This window comes from Pseudomonas sp. S4_EA_1b, from assembly GCF_016307435.1.
GTDB classification, from domain to species: Bacteria; Pseudomonadota; Gammaproteobacteria; order Pseudomonadales; family Pseudomonadaceae; genus Aquipseudomonas; species Aquipseudomonas rhodesiae.
Genome location: NZ_JAEILC010000097.1, coordinates 76,371 through 101,064 on the forward strand (window position 1 = coordinate 76,371; position 24,694 = coordinate 101,064).

22 protein-coding genes and 1 pseudogene are annotated in these 24,694 nt (G+C 58.8%); 11 read left to right on the top strand and 12 right to left on the bottom strand.

What is annotated here, in order from left to right:
* Nucleotides 1–92 precede the first annotated feature (92 nt).
* Nucleotides 93–566, bottom strand: coding sequence for a Dps family protein (locus YA0848_RS26780; protein WP_034100180.1), 474 nt, complete (start codon nucleotides 564–566; stop codon nucleotides 93–95).
* 400 nt (nucleotides 567–966) lie between these two features.
* Here YA0848_RS26780 and YA0848_RS36460 point away from each other — a divergent pair, with 400 nt between their 5' ends.
* Nucleotides 967–1,569, top strand: coding sequence for a cold-shock protein (locus YA0848_RS36460; protein ID WP_034100182.1), 603 nt, complete (start codon nucleotides 967–969; stop codon nucleotides 1,567–1,569).
* A 69-nt stretch (nucleotides 1,570–1,638) separates the two neighbouring features.
* Here YA0848_RS36460 and YA0848_RS26790 read toward each other — a convergent pair whose 3' ends face one another.
* Both YA0848_RS26790 and YA0848_RS26795 read right to left on the bottom strand, forming a co-directional pair.
* Entirely contained in the window at nucleotides 1,639–1,845 is a 207-nt protein-coding gene (locus YA0848_RS26790; protein WP_034100184.1) for a SlyX family protein, read from the bottom strand.
* A 3-nt stretch (nucleotides 1,846–1,848) separates the two neighbouring features.
* Nucleotides 1,849–2,274: an HIT domain-containing protein gene (locus YA0848_RS26795; protein ID WP_169903348.1), complete on the bottom strand. Its 426-nt coding sequence runs from the start codon at nucleotides 2,272–2,274 to the stop codon at nucleotides 1,849–1,851.
* Nucleotides 2,275–3,020: 746 nt separating this feature from the next.
* On the opposite strand from YA0848_RS26795, the gene YA0848_RS26800 reads away from it, so the two are divergent.
* Nucleotides 3,021–4,313, top strand: coding sequence for an OprD family porin (locus tag YA0848_RS26800; RefSeq protein ID WP_034100188.1), 1,293 nt, complete (start codon nucleotides 3,021–3,023; stop codon nucleotides 4,311–4,313).
* 190 nt (nucleotides 4,314–4,503) lie between these two features.
* Here YA0848_RS26800 and YA0848_RS26805 read toward each other — a convergent pair whose 3' ends face one another.
* Both YA0848_RS26805 and YA0848_RS26810 read right to left on the bottom strand, forming a co-directional pair.
* Nucleotides 4,504–5,346, bottom strand: coding sequence for a mechanosensitive ion channel family protein (locus YA0848_RS26805; protein WP_169903347.1), 843 nt, complete (start codon nucleotides 5,344–5,346; stop codon nucleotides 4,504–4,506).
* A 122-nt stretch (nucleotides 5,347–5,468) separates the two neighbouring features.
* Nucleotides 5,469–5,954, bottom strand: a complete 486-nt coding sequence (locus tag YA0848_RS26810) for a YajQ family cyclic di-GMP-binding protein (RefSeq protein ID WP_034100192.1) — start codon at nucleotides 5,952–5,954, stop codon at nucleotides 5,469–5,471.
* A 123-nt stretch (nucleotides 5,955–6,077) separates the two neighbouring features.
* Here YA0848_RS26810 and YA0848_RS26815 point away from each other — a divergent pair, with 123 nt between their 5' ends.
* Genes YA0848_RS26815 through YA0848_RS26825 form a run of 3 tightly spaced genes read left to right on the top strand, consistent with a single transcriptional unit; the run spans nucleotide 6,078 to nucleotide 9,659 of the window.
* On the top strand, nucleotides 6,078–6,995 hold the full coding sequence (locus tag YA0848_RS26815) for a putative 2-dehydropantoate 2-reductase (RefSeq protein ID WP_169903346.1): 918 nt from the start codon (nucleotides 6,078–6,080) through the stop codon (nucleotides 6,993–6,995).
* Between the two features lie 46 nt (nucleotides 6,996–7,041).
* Nucleotides 7,042–9,078 (top strand): sensor histidine kinase, encoded by a 2,037-nt coding sequence (locus YA0848_RS26820; RefSeq protein WP_034100194.1) that lies wholly within the window; start codon nucleotides 7,042–7,044, stop codon nucleotides 9,076–9,078.
* A gap of 2 nt (nucleotides 9,079–9,080) precedes the next feature.
* Nucleotides 9,081–9,659, top strand: a complete 579-nt coding sequence (locus YA0848_RS26825; RefSeq protein WP_034100196.1) for a cob(I)yrinic acid a,c-diamide adenosyltransferase — start codon at nucleotides 9,081–9,083, stop codon at nucleotides 9,657–9,659.
* A 197-nt stretch (nucleotides 9,660–9,856) separates the two neighbouring features.
* On the opposite strand, the gene YA0848_RS26830 is transcribed toward YA0848_RS26825, so the two are convergent.
* The 3 genes from YA0848_RS26830 to secA form a co-directional block, all read right to left on the bottom strand.
* Nucleotides 9,857–10,801, bottom strand: a complete 945-nt coding sequence (locus tag YA0848_RS26830) for a Nudix family hydrolase (protein WP_169903345.1) — start codon at nucleotides 10,799–10,801, stop codon at nucleotides 9,857–9,859.
* A gap of 19 nt (nucleotides 10,802–10,820) precedes the next feature.
* Entirely contained in the window at nucleotides 10,821–12,038 is a 1,218-nt protein-coding gene (gene argJ / locus YA0848_RS26835; protein ID WP_034100200.1) for a bifunctional glutamate N-acetyltransferase/amino-acid acetyltransferase ArgJ, read from the bottom strand.
* A 123-nt stretch (nucleotides 12,039–12,161) separates the two neighbouring features.
* On the bottom strand, nucleotides 12,162–14,897 hold the full coding sequence (secA, locus tag YA0848_RS26840; protein WP_034100202.1) for a preprotein translocase subunit SecA: 2,736 nt from the start codon (nucleotides 14,895–14,897) through the stop codon (nucleotides 12,162–12,164).
* Nucleotides 14,898–15,202: 305 nt separating this feature from the next.
* Between secA and YA0848_RS26845 the strand changes: the two genes are divergently transcribed.
* Nucleotides 15,203–15,658 carry a DUF721 domain-containing protein gene (locus tag YA0848_RS26845; RefSeq protein ID WP_034100204.1) on the top strand — a complete coding sequence of 152 codons (456 nt, stop codon included), beginning with the start codon at nucleotides 15,203–15,205 and terminating at the stop codon, nucleotides 15,656–15,658.
* Between the two features lie 4 nt (nucleotides 15,659–15,662).
* Here YA0848_RS26845 and YA0848_RS26850 read toward each other — a convergent pair whose 3' ends face one another.
* Nucleotides 15,663–17,141: a helicase HerA-like domain-containing protein gene (locus YA0848_RS26850; RefSeq protein ID WP_047882010.1), complete on the bottom strand. Its 1,479-nt coding sequence runs from the start codon at nucleotides 17,139–17,141 to the stop codon at nucleotides 15,663–15,665.
* A gap of 202 nt (nucleotides 17,142–17,343) precedes the next feature.
* Between YA0848_RS26850 and YA0848_RS36775 the strand changes: the two are divergent.
* The 4 genes and pseudogenes from YA0848_RS36775 to YA0848_RS26865 form a co-directional block, all read left to right on the top strand.
* Nucleotides 17,344–18,375, top strand: a pseudogene (locus YA0848_RS36775) (HAMP domain-containing protein); the annotation flags it as partial.
* A 93-nt stretch (nucleotides 18,376–18,468) separates the two neighbouring features.
* On the top strand, nucleotides 18,469–19,233 hold the full coding sequence (locus tag YA0848_RS36780) for a methyl-accepting chemotaxis protein (protein ID WP_371263989.1): 765 nt from the start codon (nucleotides 18,469–18,471) through the stop codon (nucleotides 19,231–19,233).
* 130 nt (nucleotides 19,234–19,363) lie between these two features.
* Nucleotides 19,364–20,485 (top strand): glycosyltransferase family 4 protein, encoded by a 1,122-nt coding sequence (locus YA0848_RS26860; protein WP_169903343.1) that lies wholly within the window; start codon nucleotides 19,364–19,366, stop codon nucleotides 20,483–20,485.
* The gene (locus tag YA0848_RS26865) at nucleotides 20,478–21,221 is read left to right on the top strand and encodes a DUF2334 domain-containing protein (RefSeq protein ID WP_169903342.1); all 744 of its coding nucleotides are present in this window, start codon (nucleotides 20,478–20,480) and stop codon (nucleotides 21,219–21,221) included. Before YA0848_RS26860 ends, YA0848_RS26865 begins: the two co-directional genes overlap by 8 nt.
* A 28-nt stretch (nucleotides 21,222–21,249) precedes the next feature.
* Here the strand turns inward: YA0848_RS26865 and YA0848_RS26870 are convergent, their stop codons facing one another.
* Nucleotides 21,250–21,435, bottom strand: coding sequence for a hypothetical protein (locus tag YA0848_RS26870; RefSeq protein ID WP_034100212.1), 186 nt, complete (start codon nucleotides 21,433–21,435; stop codon nucleotides 21,250–21,252).
* A gap of 86 nt (nucleotides 21,436–21,521) precedes the next feature.
* Nucleotides 21,522–22,370, bottom strand: a complete 849-nt coding sequence (gene purU / locus YA0848_RS26875; RefSeq protein WP_034100214.1) for a formyltetrahydrofolate deformylase — start codon at nucleotides 22,368–22,370, stop codon at nucleotides 21,522–21,524.
* Between the two features lie 346 nt (nucleotides 22,371–22,716).
* On the opposite strand from purU, the gene mvaT reads away from it, so the two are divergent.
* Entirely contained in the window at nucleotides 22,717–23,091 is a 375-nt protein-coding gene (mvaT, locus tag YA0848_RS26880) for a histone-like nucleoid-structuring protein MvaT (RefSeq protein ID WP_034100216.1), read from the top strand.
* Between the two features lie 88 nt (nucleotides 23,092–23,179).
* Here mvaT and sbcB read toward each other — a convergent pair whose 3' ends face one another.
* Nucleotides 23,180–24,607, bottom strand: a complete 1,428-nt coding sequence (sbcB, locus tag YA0848_RS26885) for an exodeoxyribonuclease I (RefSeq protein WP_184316086.1) — start codon at nucleotides 24,605–24,607, stop codon at nucleotides 23,180–23,182.
* Nucleotides 24,608–24,694 lie beyond the last annotated feature (87 nt).

Below are 24,694 nucleotides of genomic sequence, written 5' to 3' on the forward strand. Positions count from 1 at the left end.
CCAGAAGACAGGGAGTTGATACCTGTAGGACAACGCCAGGAAGCGTGCAGAAACGAGCGAGCGACGCCAGGACGGCGCCGCTCAGACTCGACTTACTTGGCTTCGAGCAGGGAACGCAACATCCACGCGGTCTTTTCGTGGACCTGCATACGTTGCGTCAACAGATCCGCAGTCGGCTCATCGCTGACTTTGTCGAGCAACGGAAAGATGCCGCGGGCAGTACGCGTAACGGCCTCCTGGCCCGCCACCAGTTGCTGGATCATCTCTTCGGCGCTCGGCACGCCCTCCTCCTCCTTGATCGAAGAAAGACGAGCGTAGATCGAATAAGCGCCCGGCGCCGGGAAGCCCAATGCGCGGATACGCTCGGCAATGGAGTCCACCGCCAGCGCCAGCTCGTTGTACTGTTCCTCAAACATCAGGTGCAGCGTTCGAAACATGGGGCCTGTAACGTTCCAGTGGAAGTTGTGGGTCTTCAAGTACAGTACATAGGTATCGGAAAGCAGCCGCGAAAGCCCATCGACGATGGATTTACGATCTTCTTCACTGATACCGATATCGATTGCCATGTTTATCCCCTTCAATTGACGAGCATTCATTGATCAGGTGCAACACCACTCTAGCAAGCGCACAGGTCATGCGCAGCGAGCGAGGTGCGACAAATCGCCCTTGAGTGGTAAATCGCGAATCAAGGTAGGAAATATCCTAAAAATCCATTCCAAAACAAGCACACCTGTCTAGGACAAGCGTTTGCCAAGGAAATGCCCCGCCCCTTGCAACACCCCGAAATGCTTGATTTGAGAAGGCACGGCCTTTGCTGTTAAATAGGCAGCGTGTCGCCATCGTTAATGTCTGCGATGGCCGGCATAGGCTGATACCCGCGCACGTGCCCAACGCCTCCCATTGTTCAGAAGCGAACCGTGCCAGTCAGCTCTTCCTAGTGATCCGTCTTAACGTGAGTTAATCAAAATGTTGAAAATCGTCCACCTGCTAACGGGCGTTGCAGCTTTGCTGCTGTCCTTTATACCGAGCCTGCAACCAGAGAGCCTGCCGTACCTGCAACAACACGACGCGCTGTACCTGGCACTGTTCGGCCTTCTTAACCTGACGTTGGCACCCGTGGTCCCTTACTGGAACAAGGGCACTCGTCATCAACTGCAAAACCTGGTCAGCGCGCTGTTGGTTCTGACCGTTGTCGTACAAACCCTCACCCTCCTGGCACCCATGCCTGAAGTGGGCGGCCACCCGGCCATCCTGCTCAGCCTGGTCATTGCTGTGGTCGCCATCGCTCTTCATCTGGCCATCAGCTTCTACCGTGCATCTCCGGCGGCCGCGTCGCAAACCTACGACATGACCAATCGGGATACCGGTACCGTCAAGTGGTTCAACACCTCCAAAGGCTTCGGCTTTATTTCCCGCGATTCGGGCGACGACATCTTCGTCCACTTCCGGGCCATTCGCGGCGAAGGCCATCGCGTCCTGGTGGAAGGCCAGCGCGTGGAGTTCTCCGTAATGAATCGCGACAAAGGCTTGCAAGCCGAAGACGTGATCGCTGCACTGCCGCGCCGCTGACTCCAGCCCTGGCAGCAAAAAAAACCGCGATCCAGCCTGGCTGAGTCGCGGTTTTTTCATGGCCCCTCTTTAATAGTGAGGCGGTGGCGCTTCCTCTTCGGACGTTTCGAACTGGCCGCCCATCTCTTCCTGACGCTTGAGCAGCGCGGCTATCTGCAGCTGCAGACGCTCGACCGCGCGTTGCTGGGTGACCAGGATGTCGTTGAGGGTCTCAATGGTGTCATCCTGAAAGGCCAGGCGGCTTTCCAGGTCGGTAACACGGTCTTGCAAGTCCATGATTCAGTCCTGGGCAAAATTGAAATCGGCAGGCAGCAGCTCGCGCAGACGCGCACGCAAGGCCACCCCCTGTTCTTGCGTATAAGGACGAGCCGGATGCTTGCCCCATACCGGAGCAGGCCAGGCGGCGTCGTCGCGTTTGCGCACGATCACATGCACATGCAACTGGCTGACGACGTTACCCAGCGCGCCGATATTCATTTTATCCGCGCCCAGACCATCGTTGAGCAACTGCGCCAGACCGGTCGTCTCTTCCCAGAGCTTTTGTTGATCTGCGACATCCAGGTGAAACACCTCGCTGATACCGTTGATGCGTGGGACCAGGATAAACCAGGGGTAGTTCGAGTCATTGGACAGCAGCAGGCGGCATAACGGGAAGTCCCCGATGACCAGTGTGTCTTGTTGCAGGCGTTGATCTAGGGCGAACACCGCGGGCACTCCATTCGGCAAGTCAGAATCAGGCCCCAGCATACCTTCGAATGCCGGCCGCTTCACAACGATTGAAGATAAGCCCGCGAGGCAGCCGGCTAAAAAACCTGCACCCTTTCGATGCAGGTAAATATTTGAGCTACGCTAGAACGGGCCCTGCCGAGACGCACCAAAATGACCCACCCGTGCCTCAAAGGGATCCGCCGATTACCCACTTATCGGGGTGAACCGGTAACGCTTCACACATGAACGGATTTTTTACACCTGACAACAGGCATTCCACAGAGAGGTCAAGCCCTAACCAAACGGCGTAAAAAGCCTGTGTTTATGCGGTTTTTACAGCTACGGAACTTTTTTCACGAAAAAATGACATTGGGTTACCGCTTTGAGCACGCTTGTTGCATTCACACCCACATCGTCGGCAACGGCACGGGTTCGGAGACCGGTGTTTCGCGATAAAAAACAACAGCGAGTCAGTACAAGGCAAGGATGCATTCGAACTTCGAAGGGAGTTTTGAAACAGTACTGAAGTTGTCAGTCCAGATACATTTTGGGCTGTGAATTTGCGACATGGAGCTAGCAATTTACGACAGCCTCGTAAAGAAGCTGAAAGGAAAGATGGGTAAGTATCGTCAATAGGGTCTGCGTGATATAACTTTGCGCCGACACAAAAAAGAAAGAGCCGCCCAGATAAAAATACAGGTGGGACGGCAGTACTCTTCCGAAAACCAAAGGAGCAAATCACGATGCGCGTGATGAAGTGGAGCATGATCGCACTGGCTGTTTCAGCCGGTACCTCGCAGTTCGCAATGGCGTCCGCCCAGGACGATTCCAAGGGTTTTATCGAAGACAGTACAGCAAGCATTCTGACGCGTGCTTTGTACTTCAGCCGTGACCGCCGTAACCACGATGCTGAGCAAAGCCGTATCGAAGAAACGGGTCTGGGCTTCCATGGTCTGTTCAGCTCAGGCTACACCCAAGGCACCATCGGTGTTGGTGTTGATGTCATCGGCCTGCTGGGCGTCAAGCTCGATAGCGGCAAAGGTCGTGCAGGTACCGGCCTTTTCCCAGAAGGGTCCGACGGTCGTTCGCAAGATGACTACTCCAAAGCCGGCGCTGCCGTGAAATTCCGTATTTCCAACACCGTCCTGAAGGTTGGTGATCAATACACTACCGCCCCAGTATTCGCCTCCGATGACAGCCGCCTGCTGCCGGAACTGCCGCAGGGCGTTTCCATCACCAGCAACGAAATCAAAGATCTGAAACTGGAAGCCGGTCATTTCACCTCGATCGTTGCGCAGGATCAAACCTATCGCGACAGTATCGCCAGCTCTGAACCAGGCTCGAAACGCGGCCTGCGCGATGCCAACTTCTTGGGCGGCGTGTACTCTTGGACCCCTGAGGTCACCACCAGCCTCTACTACTCCAAAGTGGAAGACTATTGGAAGAAGATCTACGCCAACGTGAACTGGACCCACGCGCTCAGCGACGACCAGTCCGTGGCTGTCGACTTCAACATCTACGACACCAAGAGCGACGGCGCCGGCCTGGTACGTGCTGACAAAGACAGCACCACCAAGCTCGACAACCGTGCGTTCAGCCTGCAAGGCGCGTACACCATTGGCGCTCACACCTTCACCCTGGCAGCACAGAAGGTCAGCGGCGACGGCCAGTACGGTTACGGCGTAGACGGCGGCGGCACGATTTTCCTGGCCAACTCCATCGCCCGTTCCGACTTCAACGCTGAAGACGAGAAGTCCTACCAGGCTCGCTATGACCTGAACATGGCGACCTTTGGCATCCCAGGCCTGAGTTTCATGACTCGTTATGTGAAAGGTACTGGCGCCAACACCTCGACCACTAACAATGGTAAAGAGTGGGAACGCGATATCGAAGCCAAATACGTGATCCAGAGCGGTCCAGCCAAAGACCTGAGCCTGCGCGTACGTCAAGCGACCTATCGCTCGTCTGATCAGGTTTACTCGGGCTCTCTCGACGAACTGCGTCTGATCGCGCAATACCCGCTGAACATCTTGTAATTGTCGGTTTAATTACAACGATGACTTAAGGCCTCGGCCGTAAAATAGAAAGCCGGCCTTCTGTTTCCAGAAGGCCGGCTTTTTTTTGCAAAATTATTACATCGGAAAAATAACTAGCAAGCTAACTAACGAGATTAAGGTGAGACGTTTAACCTGACCGAATGGCCAAGTTAAACTTTCGCTCTTTTTATTACTTCGGCGCCGCTTCCTGCATTACACGAATAACCCGCTGCGGAAATGGAATATCAATCCCCGCCGCTTTCAAACGGTCACGTGCGAATTCATTGAGCATAAACATCACATCCCAATAATCCGCCGTTTTAGTCCAGCAGCGCAGCGAAACGGTGATCGAGCTATCCCCCAAGGTGGAAACCACGGCTACAGCGGCTGGGTCTTCCAGTACGCGTGGGTCCCTGGCCAGCTCCAGCAGAACGTCGCGGGCTTTCTGCAGGTCGGCTTCATAGTCCACACCGACGTCGAACACCACCTTGCGGGTCGGTTGACGGTTGGTGTTGGTGATGATCCCGTTGGACAGGATGCCATTCGGCACGATGACAGTTTTGTTGTCGCCCGTACGCAGCACCGTGTGGAAAATCTGAATGCTGTCGACGGTGCCAGAGGTACCTTGGGCTTCGATCCAGTCGCCGATGCGGAACGGGCGGAACAGCAGAATCAGCACCCCACCGGCAAAGTTCGCCAGGCTGCCTTGCAACGCCAGACCAATGGCCAGGGTGGCGGCACCAATAGCGGCAACGAAGGAGGTGGTTTCTACACCGATCATCGAGGCCACGCTGACAATCAGCATCACCTTGAGCACGATGTTCGCCAGGCTGGTGATGAAATGCTGCAACGCCAGGTCAGCGTTGCGTACCGCCAGCAAACGGCCCACGCGATGGGTCAATTTATTGATCAGCCACCAGCCGATGGCCAGGGTGATAACGGCGAGCAAAACCCGGCTGCCGTATTCCATGATCATCGGGATCCAGGACTGGGAAGTCTTGACCAGACGATCCACTTCAGCGTTCAAGTCCATTGCTGTTCTCCTATTTATGGACGGTCGGCGCTTAAAGCAATTGAGCCCCGTAGGGCTCAAGAGTAGGCGCAATTATTGGGGGGTGGGACGTCAAAAACGCCCTTGGGTTCCCCAGGCAGCCATCAGTCGCGGAAGTTATTGAACTGCAGCGGCATGTCGAAGGACTTGGCGCGCAGGGCCGCGATGGCCTCTTGCAGGTCGTCACGCTTCTTACCGGTGACGCGTACCTGCTCGCCCTGGATGGCGGCCTGGACCTTGAGCTTGGCGTCCTTGATATGCGCGACGATTTTCTTCGCCAGCTCCTTGTCGATACCTTCTTTGAGGATGACTTCCTGCTTCATCAGCTTGCCAGAGGCGTAGGCGTCCTTGATTTCCAGGCACTGCGCGTCGATCTTGCGTTTGACCAGGGACAGCTTGAGGATCTCGATCATCGCTTCCAGCTGGAAATCGGCTTCAGCGGTCAGGTTGACGGTCAGTTCCTTTTCCTTGAATTCGAAGCTGCCCTTGCCCTTCAGGTCATAGCGACGGTCCAGCTCCTTGACGGCGTTCTCGACGGCGTTGGTGACTTCGTGTTTGTCCAGTTCAGATACCACGTCGAACGAAGGCATGTGATTTCTCCAATATAAGGGGCGGGTTCAGTAGAGATGGAGCGCGCCCGAGCTAAAATGCCGGGGCATTATAGCGGTTCTTTCGTCCCGTTCACTGTGAGCGACCTTGCGGAGTACAAACTGATGTCGACCACCTGGCATATTCTCGGCGCCGGCAGCCTGGGCACACTCTGGGCCACACGGCTGGCGCGCGCGGGCGTGCCTGTGCGCTTGATCCTGCGCGACGAGACGCGCCTGGCCAGTTATCAGGCGGGCAACGGGCTGACCCTGGTGGAGCATGGTGAAGCACATACCTACCCGGTGATTGGCGAAACGCCCGACAGCCCGACGCCGATCCATCGCCTTCTGGTCGCGTGCAAAGCCTACGACGCCCAAGCGGCAATCGCACAGCTGCAACCGCGCCTGGTACCGGATGCCGAGTTGATTCTGCTGCAGAACGGCCTGGGCAGTCAGGACGCGGTGGCCGCGCAGTTGCCCATGGCGCGTTGCATCTTTGCCTCCAGCACCGAGGGTGCTTTCCGCGACGGCGACTGGTGCGTGGTATTCGCCGGCCATGGTTACACCTGGCTGGGAGACGCCCGCCACCCGACGCCCCCGCTCTGGCTGGATGACCTGCACATCGCCGGCATCCCCCACGCCTGGAGCACCGATATCCTGACGCGCCTGTGGCGCAAGCTGGCGCTCAACTGCGCGATCAACCCACTGACCGTGCTTTACCAATGCCGTAACGGTGGCCTGCAAAACCATCGCTGTGAAGTGGCAACCTTGTGTGGGGAGTTGAGCGAACTGCTGAAATGCGCTGGCCAGCCTGCCGCAGCCCTGGATTTACAGGATGAAGTGGAGCGGGTGATTCACGCCACTGCCGCCAACTATTCGTCCATGTATCAGGACGTCGCCAATGCCCGACGCACCGAAATCAGCTATCTGTTGGGCTATGCTTGCCAGGCGGCAGCCCGTCACCAATTGAAGCTGCCTCACTTGCAGCAGTTGCACGAGCGTCTGGTCGACGAGCTGCGCGCGCGCGGATTGCCCCGCGACTGAACCACGCGCTACCCTGCCCGCCTGTCTATCTCCTGGAAAAAACCTGATGCCGCTGCGCCAGCGTCTAGAAAACCTACCGGTCGGGCAGAAACTGCTGGCGGCCTTGCTGGTGCTGCTGACCACCGTCCTGCTGGTGGCCAACCTGACCTTTATCAGCGCCGCCTACTGGATCTCCCAGGAAAGCATGGCCCCCCAGGCCTTGCAGGCTATCGGGCGACTGGTCTCCAACCCGGCGCTGGCCGCCGAAGCGCTCGAATCTCCCGAAAAGGCCAATGCCCTGCTCAATGAGTTGACCAGCTACTCACCTTTGCGCGCCGCCGCTTTATATGACAGCGCAGGCAACCGCCTGGCACAGATGCAACACGGTGATCGCCTGCACCTGCCGGACAATTACAGGCATATCGAAGCCTGGCGCGTGACTGAGTTTCGCACTAACCAAGTGATCACCCTGCCCCGCCCTGGGCAGCCATCCGGGCATCTGCTGCTGGTCGCCAGTAGCGAACTGCCGGTAGCGTTTTACACCGGCACGCTGACCGCCAGCCTGGGCATCCTGATTTTCAGTGTGCTGCTGTGGCTAGTCATCGCGCGTCAGATCAAACGCCTGATCACAAAACCGATCCACGAACTGGAAGAACTGTCGCGCCAAGTGACCCGGGAAGAGAACTATGCCCTGCGCGCCCGGCGTGGCAATCACGATGAGATCGGCAGCCTGGCCGAAGCCTTCAATACCATGCTTTCGCGCATCGAAGCCCGCGAGCAGCAACTCAAGCGCGCCCGCGACGATTCCCAGGCCGCCTACGATCAAGCCCAAGGCCTGGCGGAAGAGACGCGTCATACCAATCGCAAACTGGAACTGGAAGTCCAGGTACGCAGCAAGATCGAGAAAAAACTCACCGGGTTCCAGAATTACCTCAACAGCATCATCGACTCGATGCCTTCGGCGCTGATTGCCCTAGACGAACAGCTCTACGTCACCCAGTGGAACCAGGAAGCCAGCGCACTTTCCGGTACGCGGCTGGATGAAGCCTTGAACCAGCCGATCTACCTGGCCTTTCAGCCGCTCAAACCGTTCCTGCCGCAGATCAAGGCCACGGTCGAGCAACACACCGTGGAGCGCATCGAACGGGTGACCTGGGTCAAGGACGATGAGCCCAAACATTACGCTCTGACCTTTTACCCGCTGACAGGCGGTGCCGGTCGTGGCGTCGTGATCCGTATCGATGACATCACCCAGCGCCTGTCCCTTGAAGAAATGATGGTGCAGTCGGAAAAAATGCTCTCCGTCGGCGGGCTTGCCGCCGGTATGGCCCACGAGATCAATAACCCGCTGGGGGCGATCCTGCACAACGTGCAGAACATCCGGCGCCGCTTGTCTGCGGACTTGCCCAAGAACCTGGAACACGCCGAACAGGTCGGCGTCGAGCTGGCCATGGTCAACCGTTACCTGCAAAGCCGCGAAGTGCCGCAGTTGCTCGATGGCATCCAGCAAGCGGGCGCGCGGGCGGCGAAGATCGTGACCCATATGCTCAGTTTCAGCCGCCGCAGCAATCGACAGATGGCCCCTTGCGATTTGCCGGCGCTGATCGATCAGGCCGTGGAAATTGCCGGCAATGACTTCGACTTGACCATCGGCTTTGACTTCAAGGGCCAGGCGATCATCCGTCAGTTCGATCCGCAACTGGGCCCGGTACCCGGTACTGCCAACGAACTGGAACAGGTGCTGCTCAACCTGCTGAAAAACGCAGCTCAAGCCATTCACCTGCGTGAGGATGACCGCGAGCCGGGCCGCATCATCCTGCGCACCCGCCTGAATCCGCCCTGGGCCGAGATCCAGGTGGAAGACAACGGCATCGGCATGAGTGAAAACGTGCGCAAACGCACGTTCGAGCCCTTTTTCACCACCAAGGAAATCGGCCAGGGCACCGGGCTGGGGCTGTCGGTGTCGTACTTCATCATCACCAACAACCACAAAGGCCAGATGGAAGTGCAGTCCACCCTTGGCCAAGGCACCTGTATTACCCTGCGCCTCCCCTTGGCCGGCAGCCAACTGCCGGCCCACGAACTGACCCCACTGGAGCAATGACCATGGGCTTTCGCCTGTCGAAAATCTATACCCGCACCGGCGACACAGGTGAAACCGGCCTGGGCGACGGCCGCCGCGTTCCCAAGGACCACCCACGTGTCGAAGCCATTGGCGAAGTCGATACGCTGAACAGCCAGTTGGGATTACTGCTGGCCGGCCTTGAAGAGCAGAGCGGGCAGCATCCGGCGCTCAATGATGTGATCGAAGTGCTCGCGCCTTGCCAGCATCGGCTGTTCGACCTGGGTGGTGAGCTGGCGATGCCGGTGTACAAAGCGTTGAATGCGGCGGAAGTGGATCGCCTGGAAGCGGCGATCGATCGTTGGAACGAAGAAGTCGGGCCACTGGAAAACTTTATCTTGCCGGGTGGTTCCGCGCTGATTGCCCAGGCCCATATGTGCCGAAGCCTGGCCCGCAGTGCCGAGCGACGGTGTCAGCACCTGAATGCTATCGAGCCGCTGGAAGGCGTGGGGTTGGCGTATATCAATCGTTTGTCGGATCTGCTGTTTGTGGCAGCGCGGGTGATCGCCAAGCGCCAGGGTGTCGCGGAGGTTTTGTGGCAGGCTGCGGCGAAGCCCCATTGATCATGATTCGGTGACCGGGAGGGCCTATCGGGGGCAAGCCCCCTCCCACCTTTGATCTGTAAAAACATTCCAATGTGGGAGGGGGCTTGCCCCCGAAGACGGCGGGTCAGTTTACAATTTGTTGGCTGATGCAAAGCAATAGGGGCCAAGCCCCCTCCCACCGTTGTNNGCCCCCGATAAGGCCCGCCGGAGCAACCTCAAGCCTGCGGCCAGAACGCCCTGATACCCGCCACACCCTGGGCACCGGCTTCCCAAGCCCGCTCCCGCTCCGCAGGCCCGACCCCACCCAGCAAATATACCGGCTTGTTGAACCCACGGATCAATTCCATCGCCTGCTCCCAACCCAATGGCTGCGCATCGGGATGGGTCTGGGTCGGCTGAACCGGCGACAGGGTGACAAAATCCACGTCCATCAATTCAGCCAACGCCAGTTCTTCAGCGTTGTGGCACGAAGCCGCCAACCAGCGATCCTTCGGCAAAGGGCGGCCCTTGCTTGCATATTTGCGCAGTTGGGCCGAGGTCATGTGCCAGCCGGCGGAAGGGAAATCCCCCAGCCACTCGAACGGCCCTTTGAGCATCAATTGCGCCTTGCCGGCGCAAAGCCCCACCGCATCCACCGCCAGGTCACGGTATTTGGGGTCGTAGCCATTAGGCGCACGCAGTTGCACCAGCTTGATCCCACCGGCGATGGCTTTTTGGATACCGCGCAACAGGGGCGCGGCGTCCAGCTCGCCGGGGGTGATCAGGTATTCAGCCGGCAACCGTGCGGCCGCAACGATCGGCGCGTTGGCCGCCGGGAACTCATAGTTGAGCAGATCCCGCGGGGCCACCCACTCCAACGGTTGCCCTTCGGCGCCATGGGGCTCGCCGGTGAAGGCCGAGACTTCCCAGACATCCAGTAACACCTGCTTGTCCGGATAGTCATGTTGCACGTTGATCAGCGGTCGCGCCGTGGTGACCTGGATACCCAACTCTTCCTGCAACTCGCGGGACAACGCGGCGGCGACCGATTCATCGGCCTCCACCTTGCCTCCGGGAAACTCCCAGAGGCCGCCCTGGTGTTGGGTGTCGGCACGTCGAGCCAGCAGGATTCTGCCGTCGCCGCCGCGGATCACCGCTGCTGCTACATGCACGCGTTTCACCGTGTGTGTCCTCCGGCTATCAGGTGCGGTATTCCGCGTTGATTTTCACGTATTCGTGGGACAGGTCGGTGGTCCAGATGGTTTCGCTGCAATCGCCGCGACCCAGCTCGATGCGGATGGTGATTTCTTCCTGCTGCATCACCGCCGAACCCTGGGCTTCGGTGTAGCTTTCAGCACGGGCACCACGGCTGGCGATGCACACGTCGCCGAGGAATACGTCGATCTTGCTCACGTCCAGGTCTGGCACACCGGCACGGCCAACAGCGGCCAGGATACGTCCCCAGTTCGGGTCCGAGGCGAACAGTGCGGTTTTGATCAGCGGCGAATGGGCCACGGTGTAGCCGACATCCAGGCATTCCTGGTGGTTGCCGCCGCCGTTGACTTGCACGGTGACGAACTTGGTAGCACCCTCGCCGTCACGCACGATGGCCTGGGCCACGTCCATGCACACTTCGAACACTGCTTGCTTGAGGGCGGCGAAATAAGCGCCGCTGGCCTCGGTGATTTCCGGCAGATCAGCCTTACCGGTGGCGATCAGCATGCAGCAGTCGTTGGTCGAAGTGTCGCCATCGATGGTGATGCGGTTGAACGACTTGTTGGCACCGTCCAGCATCAGATTCTGCAGCACGCTGCGCGAAACCTTGGCGTCGGTGGCGATGTAGCCCAGCATGGTCGCCATGTTCGGTCGGATCATGCCCGCGCCCTTGCTGATACCGGTCACGGTTACGGTCACACCGTCGTGCACGAACTGACGGCTCGCGCCTTTTGGCAGGGTGTCGGTGGTCATGATGCCAGTGGCGGCCGCGGCCCAGTTATCCACAGACAGGTCATCCAGCGCCGCTTGCAGGGCACCTTCGATTTTTTCCACAGGCAGAGGCTCGCCGATCACACCCGTGGAGTACGGCAGCACCTGGCTGGCGTCCACGCCGGTCAGTTGGGCCAGCTTGGCGCAGGTGCGCGCGGCGGCCACCAGGCCAGGCTCACCGGTACCCGCGTTGGCGTTGCCGGTGTTGGTCAACAGGTAACGGATCGGCCCGGCAACGCGTTGCTTGGCCAGGATCACCGGCGCGGCGCAAAACGCATTGAGAGTAAACACACCTGCCACCGTCGAGCCTTCGGCGCAGCGCATCACCACCACATCCTTGCGGCCCGGGCGCTTGATACCGGCCGAAGCGATGCCGAGTTCAAAACCGGCAACCGGGTGCAATGTGGGCAAAGGACCAAGACCAACAGCCATGAATGCGCTCCTAAAATAAGGTGATGTCTGTGCCGTCGCTATCGACGGTGGGAATTAATGGCAAAACGCCGCGACGGCAAAGGCCGGTCGCGGCGCGGGGTGCTGCAGCGTCAGGCAAAAATCTTAGTTGATTTCGCCGTGGCAGTGTTTGAACTTCTTGCCCGAACCGCACCAGCACAGCTCGTTGCGGCCCAGCTTCTGCTCATTGCGAACCGGCGTTGGCGCCAAGGCCACTTCGACCTCTTCACCCAACGCTTCCGGCTGATCGAGGCCTGGCGCTTCGTCGTGCTGGAATTGCATGCGCGCGGCCAAGGCTTCCGCTTCCTGGCGCAGGCGTGCTTCTTCCTCGGCTGGGTCTTCGCGGCGTACCTGGACGTGGGAGAGCACGCGAATCGAATCGCGCTTGATCGAATCCAGCAGCTCGGAGAACAGGGTAAACGACTCGCGCTTGTACTCCTGCTTCGGGTTTTTCTGGGCGTAGCCACGCAGGTGGATGCCGTGACGCAGGTGATCCATGGTCGACAGGTGGTCTTTCCACAGGTCGTCCAGCACGCGCAATACGATTTGCTTCTCGAAGGTACGCAGTGCTTCGGCACTTGCCTGCTCTTCTTTCTCGTTGTACGCGGCGAGCAACTCGGCCATCAGTTTTTCGCGCAGGGTTTCTTCGTACAGGTGGTCGTCTTCGTCGAGCCACTGCTGGACCGGCAGATCCACACCGAAGTCGCTCTTCAATGCAGCTTCCAGACCGGCCACATCCCACTGTTCAGGCAGCGATTGTGGTGGAATGTGCGCGCTGACGGTGGCGTTGAGCACGTCCTGGCGGAAATCGGCGATGGTTTCGCCAATGTTGTCGGCGGCCAGCAACGTGTTACGCATGTGATAGATCACTTTACGTTGTTCGTTGTTGACGTCGTCGAACTCCAGCAGTTGCTTACGGATGTCGAAGTTGCGCCCTTCAACCTTGCGCTGTGCCTTCTCGATGGCATTGGTCACCATGCGGTGCTCAATGGCTTCACCGGACTGCATGCCCAGGGCCTTCATGAAGTTTTTCACCCGATCCGAAGCGAAAATGCGCATCAGGCTGTCTTCGAGGGACAGATAGAAACGGCTCGAACCGGCGTCACCCTGGCGACCGGCACGGCCACGCAGCTGGTTGTCGATACGGCGCGATTCATGACGCTCGGAAGCGATCACTTGCAGACCGCCAGACTCCAGTACCGCCTGATGGCGCTTCTGCCAATCGGCTTTGATCTGGGCGATCTGCTCAGGGGTTGGGTTGTCCAGGGATGCCACTTCCACTTCCCAGTTGCCGCCCAGCAGGATGTCGGTACCGCGACCGGCCATGTTGGTGGCGATGGTCAGTGCGCCTGGGCGACCGGCCTGGGCGATGATTTCGGCTTCTTTTTCGTGGAACTTGGCGTTGAGCACCTTGTGTTCGATGCCTTCCTTATTGAGCAGGTTGGACACATGCTCGGAAGTCTCGATGGTGGCGGTACCCACCAGGATCGGACGGCCCTTGGCCATGCCGTCCTTGATGTCGTTGATGATCGCCGCGTATTTCTCTTCGGCGGTCAGGAACACCAGGTCGTTGAAGTCTTTACGTGCCAATGGCTTGTTCGGTGGAATGACCACCACCGAAAGACCGTAGATCTGGTGGAATTCGAACGCTTCGGTGTCGGCCGTACCGGTCATGCCGGACAGCTTGTTGTACAGACGGAAGTAGTTCTGGAACGTGGTGGACGCCAACGTCTGGCTTTCCGCCTGGATGTTGAGCATTTCCTTGGCTTCGATGGCCTGGTGCAAACCTTCGGACAAACGGCGACCCGGCATGGTACGGCCGGTATGTTCGTCAACCAGTACGACCTGGCCGTCCTGCACGATGTATTCGACGTTGCGGTGGAAGAGCTTGTGAGCACGCAGACCGGCGTAGACGTGAGTCAACAGGCCCAGGTTATGCGCCGAGTACAGGCTCTCGCCCTCGGCCAGCAGGCCGATCTGGGTGAGCATGTCCTCGACGAACTGGTGACCGGCTTCATTGAGTTCGACCTGGCGGGTCTTTTCGTCAATGGTGAAGTGACCTTCTTTGGTCACCACGCCTTCCACTTCTTCGATGTGCTGGGTCAGACGCGGAATCAGCTTGTTGATTTCGGTATACAGGCGCGAGCTGTCTTCGGCCTGGCCGGAGATGATCAGCGGCGTACGGGCTTCGTCGATGAGGATGGAGTCGACTTCGTCGATCACGGCAAAATTGAGTTCGCGCTGGAATTTTTCTTCCATGCTGAACGCCATGTTGTCGCGCAGGTAGTCGAAACCGAATTCGTTGTTGGTGCCGTAGGTGATGTCGGCGGCATAGGCGGCGCGTTTTTCTTCCGGCGGCTGGAACGGCGTTACAACGCCGACGGTCAGGCCGAGGAATTCATACAGCGGGCGCATCCAATTGGCGTCCCGGCGAGCCAAGTAGTCGTTCACCGTCACAACGTGCACGCCCTTGCCGGACAGCGCGTTGAGGTAAACGCCAAGGGTCGCTACCAGGGTCTTGCCTTCACCGGTACGCATTTCGGCAATCATGCCTTCGTGCAAGGTCATGCCACCGATCAACTGGACGTCGAAGTGGCGCATGCCCATGACGCGCTTTCCGGCTTCACGGGCAACCGCAAAGGCTTCGGGCAGCAGTTTGTCGAGGGTTTCACCTTTGGCTATGCGGGCCTTGAACTCTTGGGTCTTGGCGCGCAATTGCTCGTCCGAAAGGGCAACCATCTGCTCTTCGAAGGCATTGACCAGCTGCACCGTCTTGAGCATGCGTTTGACTTCGCGCTCATTCTTGCTTCCAAAAAGTTTCTTTAACAAAGGCGCAAACATATCGGCAGGTTCTTCCACACATAGGGATGGAGGGCGCACCGTCAGTGGCCCGAGCAGCCCTCACGGCCGCATGCGAACGCGCATTCTACCCGGAATCGTGGGTGAGGAAAGTGGCGTTGTTCCCCGATGCAGGCATGGGGCGGTGAGAGGGCTTGTTTAAAATAAGGGCTTTTACGCGAACTTCAACCCATCGGGCGCAGAAGTTACCGATTGATTTCGTTGGCTAAGTGTCGTCGACGCAGGGCCTGAGGGCCGGCCGACGCTTTCTGCTAAGATGGCGGCTCTGTTACTTAAGGTGTCCAATCATGGCATTTCGCCCTGTCGCCGCCCGCGCCCCCGGCGTGTTGCTTCGCGAAGCCAAACCGTTGAAAGCCATTTTCGGCCATGCCCAACGCTTGGGCCTGTTGCAACGTCTGCTGGAAAGCCAATTGCAACCGGCTGCGCGCGAGCACTGCCGTGTCGCCTCTTGGCGCGAAGGCAATCTGCTGCTGATCGTGACTGATGGCCATTGGGCCACTCGCTTGCGCTATCAGCAAAAACGCCTGCAGCGTCAGTTGATGGCGTTCGATGAATTCGCCAACCTGACGCGCATCCAGTTCAAAGTACAACCGCCGACTGTCCAGCCAAGTACTGCCGTGCACTCGCACGACCTGTCGGTGAACGCGGCCGAGAGCATTCAGGCCACGGCCGAGGGGATCCGCGATCCGGGTTTGCGCGGCGCCCTTGAGCGGTTGGCTGCCCACGCCAAGCCCAAACCCTGACCGTCTATTTGCGTTTGCTGCCCCCCAGTAGCGAGCCGAGCAACCCTCGCACCAACTGCCGCCCCATCTGATTGGCCGCCTGCTGCATAGCCGATTTGAGCGCCTTACCTGCCGCCGTGCCGAGAAACGCCCCTGCCCTGTCGGTAAAACTCGGCGTTTCAGCGGCCTGGCCGGCGCCTTCGGTCGGGCCCAGCTCTTTGCGCGCCATCAGCACCTCATAGGCCGACTCGCGATCAATCGGTTTATCGTAGCGACCCTGTAGGGGCGACGCGGCGACCAGCGCTGCGCGCTCTACCTCGCTCAGTGGGCCGATCCGCGATTGCGGCGGCGCCACCAAGACGCGCTGGACGACTTCCGGCGTGCCTTTTTCCTGCAAGGTGCCTACTAATGCCTCACCCGTACCTAACTCGGTCAACACCGACAAAGCGTCAAACGCCGGGTTGGGTCGAAAGCCCTCCGCCACCGCCCGCAGGGACTTCTGCTCCTTGGTGGTGAACGCCCGCAATCCATGTTGAATCCGCAGGCCCAGTTGTGCGAGCACGGTGTCGGGCAGGTCGCCTGGGGATTGTGTGACAAAGTACACCCCTACCCCTTTGGAGCGAATCAGCCGCACCACCTGTTCCAAACGCTCTTGCAAGGCCTTGGGTGTGTCGGCGAACAGCAAATGCGCTTCATCGAAGAACAACGCCAGCAGCGGTTTGTCCGCATCGCCGCGCTCCGGCAGTTGCTCGAATAACTCGGCTAACAGCCACAGCAGGAATGTCGCGTACACCTTGGGCGCCTCATGCACCAGGCGGCTGGCATCCAATAGATGGATGCGGCCGCGCCCATCGGCATTGGGTTGCAGGATGTCTTCAAGCTGCAACGCCGGCTCGCCAAATAATGCTTCGGCACCCTGCTGTTCCAGCACCGCCAGACGCCTCAACAGGGCCTGGCTAGAGCCGGTGGTCAGCAGCGCCGCGTCTTCGCCCAACAGCTCGGGGTGATAGCGCAGGTGGTTGAGCAGCGCCTTCAGATCTTTCAGATCCAGCAGCAGCAAGCCTTCGCGATCCGCCACTTTGAACGCCGCGTATAACGCCGATTGCTGGCTGTCGGTGAGTTCCAGCAGGCTGCCGAGCAATAACGGGCCCATTTCGCTGATAGTGGTGCGCAAAGGATGACCGGACTGACCGTGGATGTCCCACAGCGTTACCGGATAAGCCTTAGCGGTGTAATTAAGGAAGGGCATGCCGGCGATACGCTCGGCCACCTTGCCCTGAGGGTTTGCCGCCGCGCCCAGGCCACACAGGTCGCCCTTAATGTCTGCGGCAAATACCGCAACCCCCGCATCACTGAAGGCTTCGGCCAAGCGCTGCAATGTGACGGTCTTGCCCGTGCCGGTAGCGCCGGCAATCAACCCGTGGCGGTTAGCCAGGCGCATGGCCTGGGCAATAGGATCGCCGGACAGGTCAGCGCCGATAAGAAGTTGCGTGGAGTCAGGCATTTCGTCACCCATGGTTAATCTTTAATGCGGCAAGGTCGATACAGACAGAGTGAGACCCATAAAGTCGAAAAATAGGTCAGATAGTTCCCACAGGGACCACGGAACTGCGACAACAAATAGCACACCTTTTTTCCTACTGTCATTTCGCGCATCCCATGAGGACGCGCTTTGGATATAAAGACCTTAGCGGACCCTACAAGCCATGAATAAAAATCTGCGTTTCAGCCACAAAATCCTGCTTGCGGCCTCCCTTATCGTCATCGCCGCTTTTGCATTATTCACGCTGTACAACGACTACTTGCAGCGCAACGCCATTCGCGACGATCTGAACAATTACCTGCATGAAATGGGCGATGTCACCGCCAGCAACATCCAAACCTGGCTGACCGGGCGCATTGCCCTGGTCGAAAACGCCGCCCAGAACATCGCGATCAACCCGGAACCGGGTGTCGTCGCCAGCCTGCTGGAACAGAAAGCCCTGACGTCCTCCTTCATGGCCACCTACGTGGGCGACAGCCAGGGCGCGTTCACCATCCGCCCCGACACCAAAATGCCAGATGGCTTCGACCCACGTGTGCGCCCCTGGTACGAAGGCGCGCAAAGCAGCAACGGTTCAACCCTGACTGAGCCTTATATCGACGCGGCCACCGGGCAATTGATCATTTCCATCGCCACCCCCAGCAGCAAGGGCAGCCAAAGCATCGGCGTGGTCGGCGGCGACCTGAGCCTGCAAACCCTGGTGGATACCATTGGCGCACTGGACTTCGGCGGCATGGGCTATGCCTTCCTGGTCAGCGCCGACGGCAAAGTGCTGGTGCACCCGGACAAAACCCTGGTGATGAAAACCCTGGCCGATCTGTATCCGAAAAATACACCCAAGATCAGCCGCGACTTCAGCGAAGTCCAAGCCAACGGCAAAGACAACATCTTGACCTTCACGCCGATCAAAGGCTTGCCGTCAGTGCAGTGGTACTTGGGTATCTCGGTGGATAAAGACAAATCCTTCGCCATGCTCAGCGAGTTCCGCACGTCGGCGGTGATCGCCACCCTCATTGCGGTGGCCATCATCATCGCTCTGCTTGGCATGCTGATCCGCGTGCTGCTGCAACCGCTGCATGTGATGACCCGCGCGATGCAGGATATCGCCGACGGCGAGGGTGACCTGACACGACGTCTGACCATCCAGAATCACGATGAATTCGGCACTCTGGGTAATGCATTCAACCGCTTCGTGGAGCGGATTCACACATCGATTCGCGAAGTGTCCTCGGCCACCGAACATGTCAACGAAGTGGCGCTACGGGTGGTCAGTGCCTCCAACTCATCGATGGTCAACTCCGACGAGCAGGCCAACCGCACCAATAGCGTAGCGGCCGCCATCAACCAGCTGGGTGCAGCCGCCCAGGAAATCGCCCGCAATGCGGCGCAGGCCTCTAGCCAGGCCAGCGATGCGCGGCAGTTGGCGGAAGACGGTCAGCAGGTGGTGGAACGGAACATCAAAGCCATGACTGACCTTTCTACGATGATCAGCGCATCCAGCAGCAATATCGAAGCACTTAACAGCAAAACCGTGAATATTGGTCAGATTCTTGAGGTGATCACCAGCATCTCTCAACAAACCAACCTGCTGGCGTTGAACGCCGCGATTGAGGCCGCCCGTGCCGGAGAGGCCGGGCGCGGGTTCGCCGTGGTAGCCGATGAAGTACGCAACCTGGCCCATCGCACCCAGGAATCGGCGCAACAGGTGCAAACCATGATCGAAGAGTTGCAAGTGGGCGCGCGGAATTCGGTGACCACCATGAGCGAAAGCCAGCGCCACAGCCATGACAGCGTGGAAATCGCCAACCTGGCCGGCGAGCGTCTCAACAGCGTGACCCAGCGCATCGGCGAGATTGATGGTATGAACCAATCGGTCGCCACCGCTACCGAGGAACAGACGTCGGTGGTGGAGTCGATCAATATGGACATCACCGAGATCAACACCCTCAACCAGGAAGGCGTGGAAAACCTGCAATCGACCTTGCGCGCCTGCGCCGACTTGGAGCAACAGGCCGCACGGCTCAAGCATTTGGTCGGTAGTTTCCGCATCTGACAGCTCTCGCCCTGGGCAGCGGCTCATACCGCCTCCCAGGGTGGCAGCAAGGCAAAACGCCGCACCCAACATCCCAACCGAACATCTATTCTTGCCTAATGTCCACGTTAGGAGAGCCTGGATAGGAGGGATGTTCATCGTGCATATCGCCGACATCACCATGTTCTACGCCCCGGCCAGTGGCGGCGTACGCACTTACCTGGACGCCAAGCACCGGCGCCTGACGCTCAAGCCGGGCATTCGCCACAGCCTGTTGATCCCTGGCGCCCATTTGAGCGAGCAGGATGGGGTGTTCAAGGTACCCGCACCTGCCCTGCCCTTCGGCAAAGGTTATCGATTCCCGCTGCGGCTGACGCCATGGCGAAATGTCCTGCACGATTTACAGCCCGATCTGATCGAGGTCGGCGATCCCTATCTCACGGCCTGGGCCGCTCTGGATGCCAGGCGCCAGCTTGATGTTCCGGTTATCGGCTTTTATCACTCCGACTTGCCGTTGCTGGTAAGCAACCGTATGGGGCCGTGGTTCACGCCAAATGTTGAAGCCTATGTCAGCAAACTCTATGGGAGTTTTGACCGAGTACTGGCGCCTAGTCAGGTTATGGCCGACAAGCTCATGGGGTTGGGCGTCAGAAACGTCTTTGTACAGCCGCTGGGTGTGGACCTGCAGACGTTCACCCCGCAGGTACGCGACCCCGGCTTACGCGCTGAGTTGGGAATCGCTGAGGATACGCGACTGCTGATCTTCGCCGGGCGCGGTTCCAAGGAGAAGAACCTGCCGGTGCTGCTTAAGTGCATGAAGCGCTTGGGAGATCGGTATCACCTGTTGCTGGTAGGGTCCGGCATGCCGGCTAAGGTGCCGGAGAATGTCACCGTGGTCGACGGCTTCCAGCCGGCATCGCAAGTCGCGCGTTTAATGGCCAGTGCCGATGCCCTGCTGCATGGCGGCGATCAGGAAACGTTCGGCCTGGTCATCCTTGAGGCCATGGCTTGCGCCATACCAGTGGTCGCCGTGGCCGCCGGTGCCTTCACTGAAATCGTCGACGAGCATTGCGGCTTGCTCTGCGCGCCCAACAATCCACGAGCGATGGCCGATGCGGTGCGCGAGTTGTTCAGCCGCGATCCTCAGCGTCTCGGCGTACAGGCTCGACGCCATGTGGAGCAGCAGTATGCGTGGGACACCGTGGTCGAGAGCCTGCTGGGCCATTACTACGCAGTGCTCGATAGCCACAACCCGATGCTTGCCCATGGTTAAGCGCTCGGTAGTGCTGGTATTGCACGATGTGGCCCCGCAAACCTGGTCCGACTATCGCCCCTTTGTGGAGGCGGTGGACGCTCTGGGCGACATCCCCATCACTTGGTTGGTGGTTCCGGATTTCCATCATCGCGGCACCTTGGCCGACCACGCCGAATTTCGCCGCCTGTTGGACCGCCGCGTGGCCAAGGGCGATGAATTGGCCTTGCACGGCTATTTCCATAGCGACGACCAGCCGCCACCGCGTACGCCCAAAGATTGGTTCATGCGCCGCATCTATACCCATGAGGGAGAGTTTTACCAGTTGTCAGAGGCCCAGGCCCTGCAGCGGTTAAGCGACGGCATCGAGGTCTTCCGACGCAACGACTGGCCGCTGCATGGGTTCGTCGCTCCGGCCTGGCTGATGAGCCAGGGTACCAAGGACGCCTTGCGGCAGTTGCCGCTGAACTACACCAGCGACCCGCAACAGCTTTATCGGCTGCCCGACTTTACCCGCGTCGGCGCCCCAGGTTTGGTGTGGAGCGCCCGCAGCGCTTGGCGCCGAAGCCTGTCCAAACATCTCAGCGATCAAAGGCAACGGCGCTGGCGGTCGGCACCGGTCATTCGCCTAGGCGTGCATCCGGTCGACCTGCGTCACGAAGGTGCTCGTCGCTATTGGCTCGATACCTTGCAACACCTACTGCAGACGGGGCGTACGCCATTGACCAAAGTGGACTGGCTCGCAACCCAGCCGTAATGCCCCGCCATGGCGACGGGACGAGTGTTCAAGAATCTTGCTGATCAGAAGCGGGCAGCTTCTCTGCCTCCTGCATCTGTTCCCACAACTGAGCCGCCCCTGGAAACTCGGTACCGTCTTCGGCATCCAGCGCATCAGGATCGTACCGACTCAAGCATCCCTCGCCCAACGTCGCAGGCGCTTTGGAGGTGGCTTTATCGAGTGGGTCGGTCATGGTGCAGTCCTGACGTGCGGATAAATAAAAAGGGCCTGGAACGATTTAACGCCCAGACCCTTCGATATTCAATCCGCGCGCTTGAATCAGAACACAACGGTCTTGTTGCCGTGCACCAATACGCGGTCTTCGAGGTGGTAGCGCAGGCCACGGGCCAGAACCATCTTCTCGACATCGCGACCGAACCGCACCATATCTTCAATGCTGTCGCTATGGCTGACGCGCACCACGTCCTGCTCGATGATCGGACCAGCGTCCAACTCTTCGGTGACGTAGTGGCAGGTTGCGCCAATCAACTTCACCCCCCGCAGGGACGCCTGATGGTAAGGCTTGGCCCCGACAAACGAAGGCAGGAAGCTATGGTGGATGTTGATGACTTTACCGGCATATTCGCGGCACAGCTCCGGCGGCAGGATTTGCATGTAACGCGCCAGCACCACGACATCGGCGTCATGATGCTTGACCAGGCGCGACACTTCGGCGAACGCCGGCTCCTTGTCCTGCGGGTTGACCGGCACATGGTAATAAGGGATGCCATGCCACTCGACCATGCTGCGCAGGTCGTCATGGTTGGAGATCACACAAGCGATCTCGCAGTCCAGCTCGTCGCTGTGCCAGCGGTGCAACAGGTCCGCCAGGCAGTGGGATTCGCGGCTAGCCATCAGCACCACGCGTTTCTTCTGCTCGGTGTCGGTGATCTGCCAGGTCATCGAAAACTCTTCTGCGATCGGCGCGAAGGCCTCGCGGAAGGCTTCAAGACCAAAGGGCAGCGTGTCGGCACGGATTTCGTGACGCATGAAGAACCAACCGCTGAGGTTATCCGAGTGATGGCTCGCCTCGGTGATCCAACCGTTATGGGAGGCCAGAAAGTTACTGACTTTGGCAACGATGCCGACCCGGTCCGGGCAAGCAATCACCAGCCGAAAAGTGCGCATTAGGGGGGAACTCCAGAACTTCGCAAAGGCCGCCATTCTAGCGATTGCGAAGAAAAACTGCAGTATTGGTTAACGTTTATTCTGATGGTCGGCCTGGCTTTGCCCCTTAATGCCCTATGGTTTTACCACCCTTATATGAATCAAGGGCTACATCTGGAGCGCCGTCAAGAATTCGCGGGATTGATATGTAGCATTGCGCCCTTGTAATTAAGTCGATTGCAGGGCATCACTACAAACATTCAAAGTAATTCACATAAATGCATGCTTAAATGTTTACTTGGACAAACCGCCTGACTATTATTGGGCCATTATCCCTGTCAATCAGCGCTCTACATAAGGTAGCCATATGTCTCTGATCACCCAATACCGTGCTAAAGAAGAAGCCATCAAAGAGCTGCAAGCCCAATTGGCAGCAATGGAAAAAGATGGCAGCCTGAAACGTGAAATGGAATTCGAAAGCAAGCTGCGCACCCTGATGGGCGAATACTCCAAATCCCTGCGTGACATCATCGCGCTGCTGGATCCGGATTCGAAAGTTAAAGCTCCTCGCGGCGCCGTGAAAACTACCGGCACCAAGCGTGCGCGCAAGGTCAAGCAATACAAGAACCCGCACAACGGCGAAGTGATTGAAACCAAAGGTGGCAACCACAAAACGCTGAAAGAGTGGAAAGCCAAGTGGGGCGGTGACGTGGTTGAGGGCTGGGCTACCCTGTTGGGCTAAGCTCGCCGGGCCCGTGCCCTGCTACGCAGCACATTAAAACGCCAGCTTGCTGGCGTTTTTTATTGCCCGTGTTATTGCGCAAAATCGACTACAGGTTCACACGAGCCGCTAAAGAATCGGCATATTCCTGCCACTGTGCCAGCACCTGCTGCTGAAACGGTGTCGCACTAACAGCCAACTCCTGGCTGGCCTGCTTAAATGCCTCTAGGGTAATTGGCGCACTCCATTGCGGGTCAGACAAACGTTGCTGACAGAAAAGTTTCCAGCGCTGTTGCTCCTGATTGTTCAAGGTGTCGGGAAAGTTACGCGCACGGTAGCGGAACAATAATTCAGGCAAACGCTGATCATCGAACGGCCACTGCTGACGCGCTAATTGAGCAGGCTCAGCCAGGCGGACTTGTTCACATAACCGCCGATCACGATCACCGATAAAACCGTCATACAGCTGCTGTTCCGGGTCCGTCGTCGAAGAAAATTCTTCCTGCGCATAAATGGCCGCCAACTTATCGCACCAAACTTCTTGTGCGTCAGATAGCCGCAGCGCCCGCGCCTGGCAGATCTCCAAGTCCAGTTGCAGGCGCTCACGGTCTTCGGCCCGCAGCACGCTCAGCGGAGCGACCACTGGACAGCGGTTGATGTGCACCAGCTTGAGCGGCACCGGCAGCTCACCTTCGGGCAACTCATCCCGGCGGGTGTAAAGGCGTTGACGCAAGGTCTCTGCATCCAGGTCCAGCAGCCCCTGCGGATCGAGCCCGAGGTCGCAGACGATCAACGCATTGCGGTTGCGCGGATGCCAGGCCAAAGGCAATACCACGCCCAAATAATGACGCTCGGCGGAGAACCGCCCGGAGATGTGCAGCATCGGCTGCAACAGGCGCACCTGATCCATCACCCGTTGCTTGCTGCGCAATTGGAAGAGCCAATCATAGAGCTTGGGCTGTTTCTCGCGGACCAACCGTGCCAGAGCAATAGTGGCGCGCACATCGGACAACGCATCGTGGGCCTGGCCATGATCGATTCCATTGGCTGCAGTCAGGCGTTCCAGCTTGAGGGTCACGCGCCCGTCCTGCTGCGGCCACTCGATACCATCCGGGCGCAAAGCGTAGGCGGTGCGCACCACATCGATCAGGTCCCAGCGGCTGTTACCGCCCTGCCACTCGCGGGCATAAGGGTCGAAAAAGTTGCGGTACAAGCTGTAGCGCGTCATCTCATCATCGAACCGCAAGGTGTTGTAGCCAGCGCCGCAAGTCCCAGGAGCGGCCAGCTCGGCGTGTACACGGGTCATGAAGTCGGCCTCGGCCAAGCCCTTTTGCGCCAGGATCGCCGGGGTGATACCGGTGATCGCACAGGCGGCGGGATGAGGCAGGATATCGTCGGCGGGCTGACAATAAATATTGAGCGCAGAGCCGATCTCGTTGAGTTCGAGGTCCGTACGAATTCCGGCTACCTGAAGAGGGCGATCACTGCGCGGATTGATGCCGGTGGTTTCATAGTCGTACCAGAAAATGGAGTTCACGGGCTGTTCCTGTACTGAAGATCGACAAAGTCTAGGCGTGGAACCACATCCGCGGCCAGCAGCAATTTAACTGTATAAACATCCAGC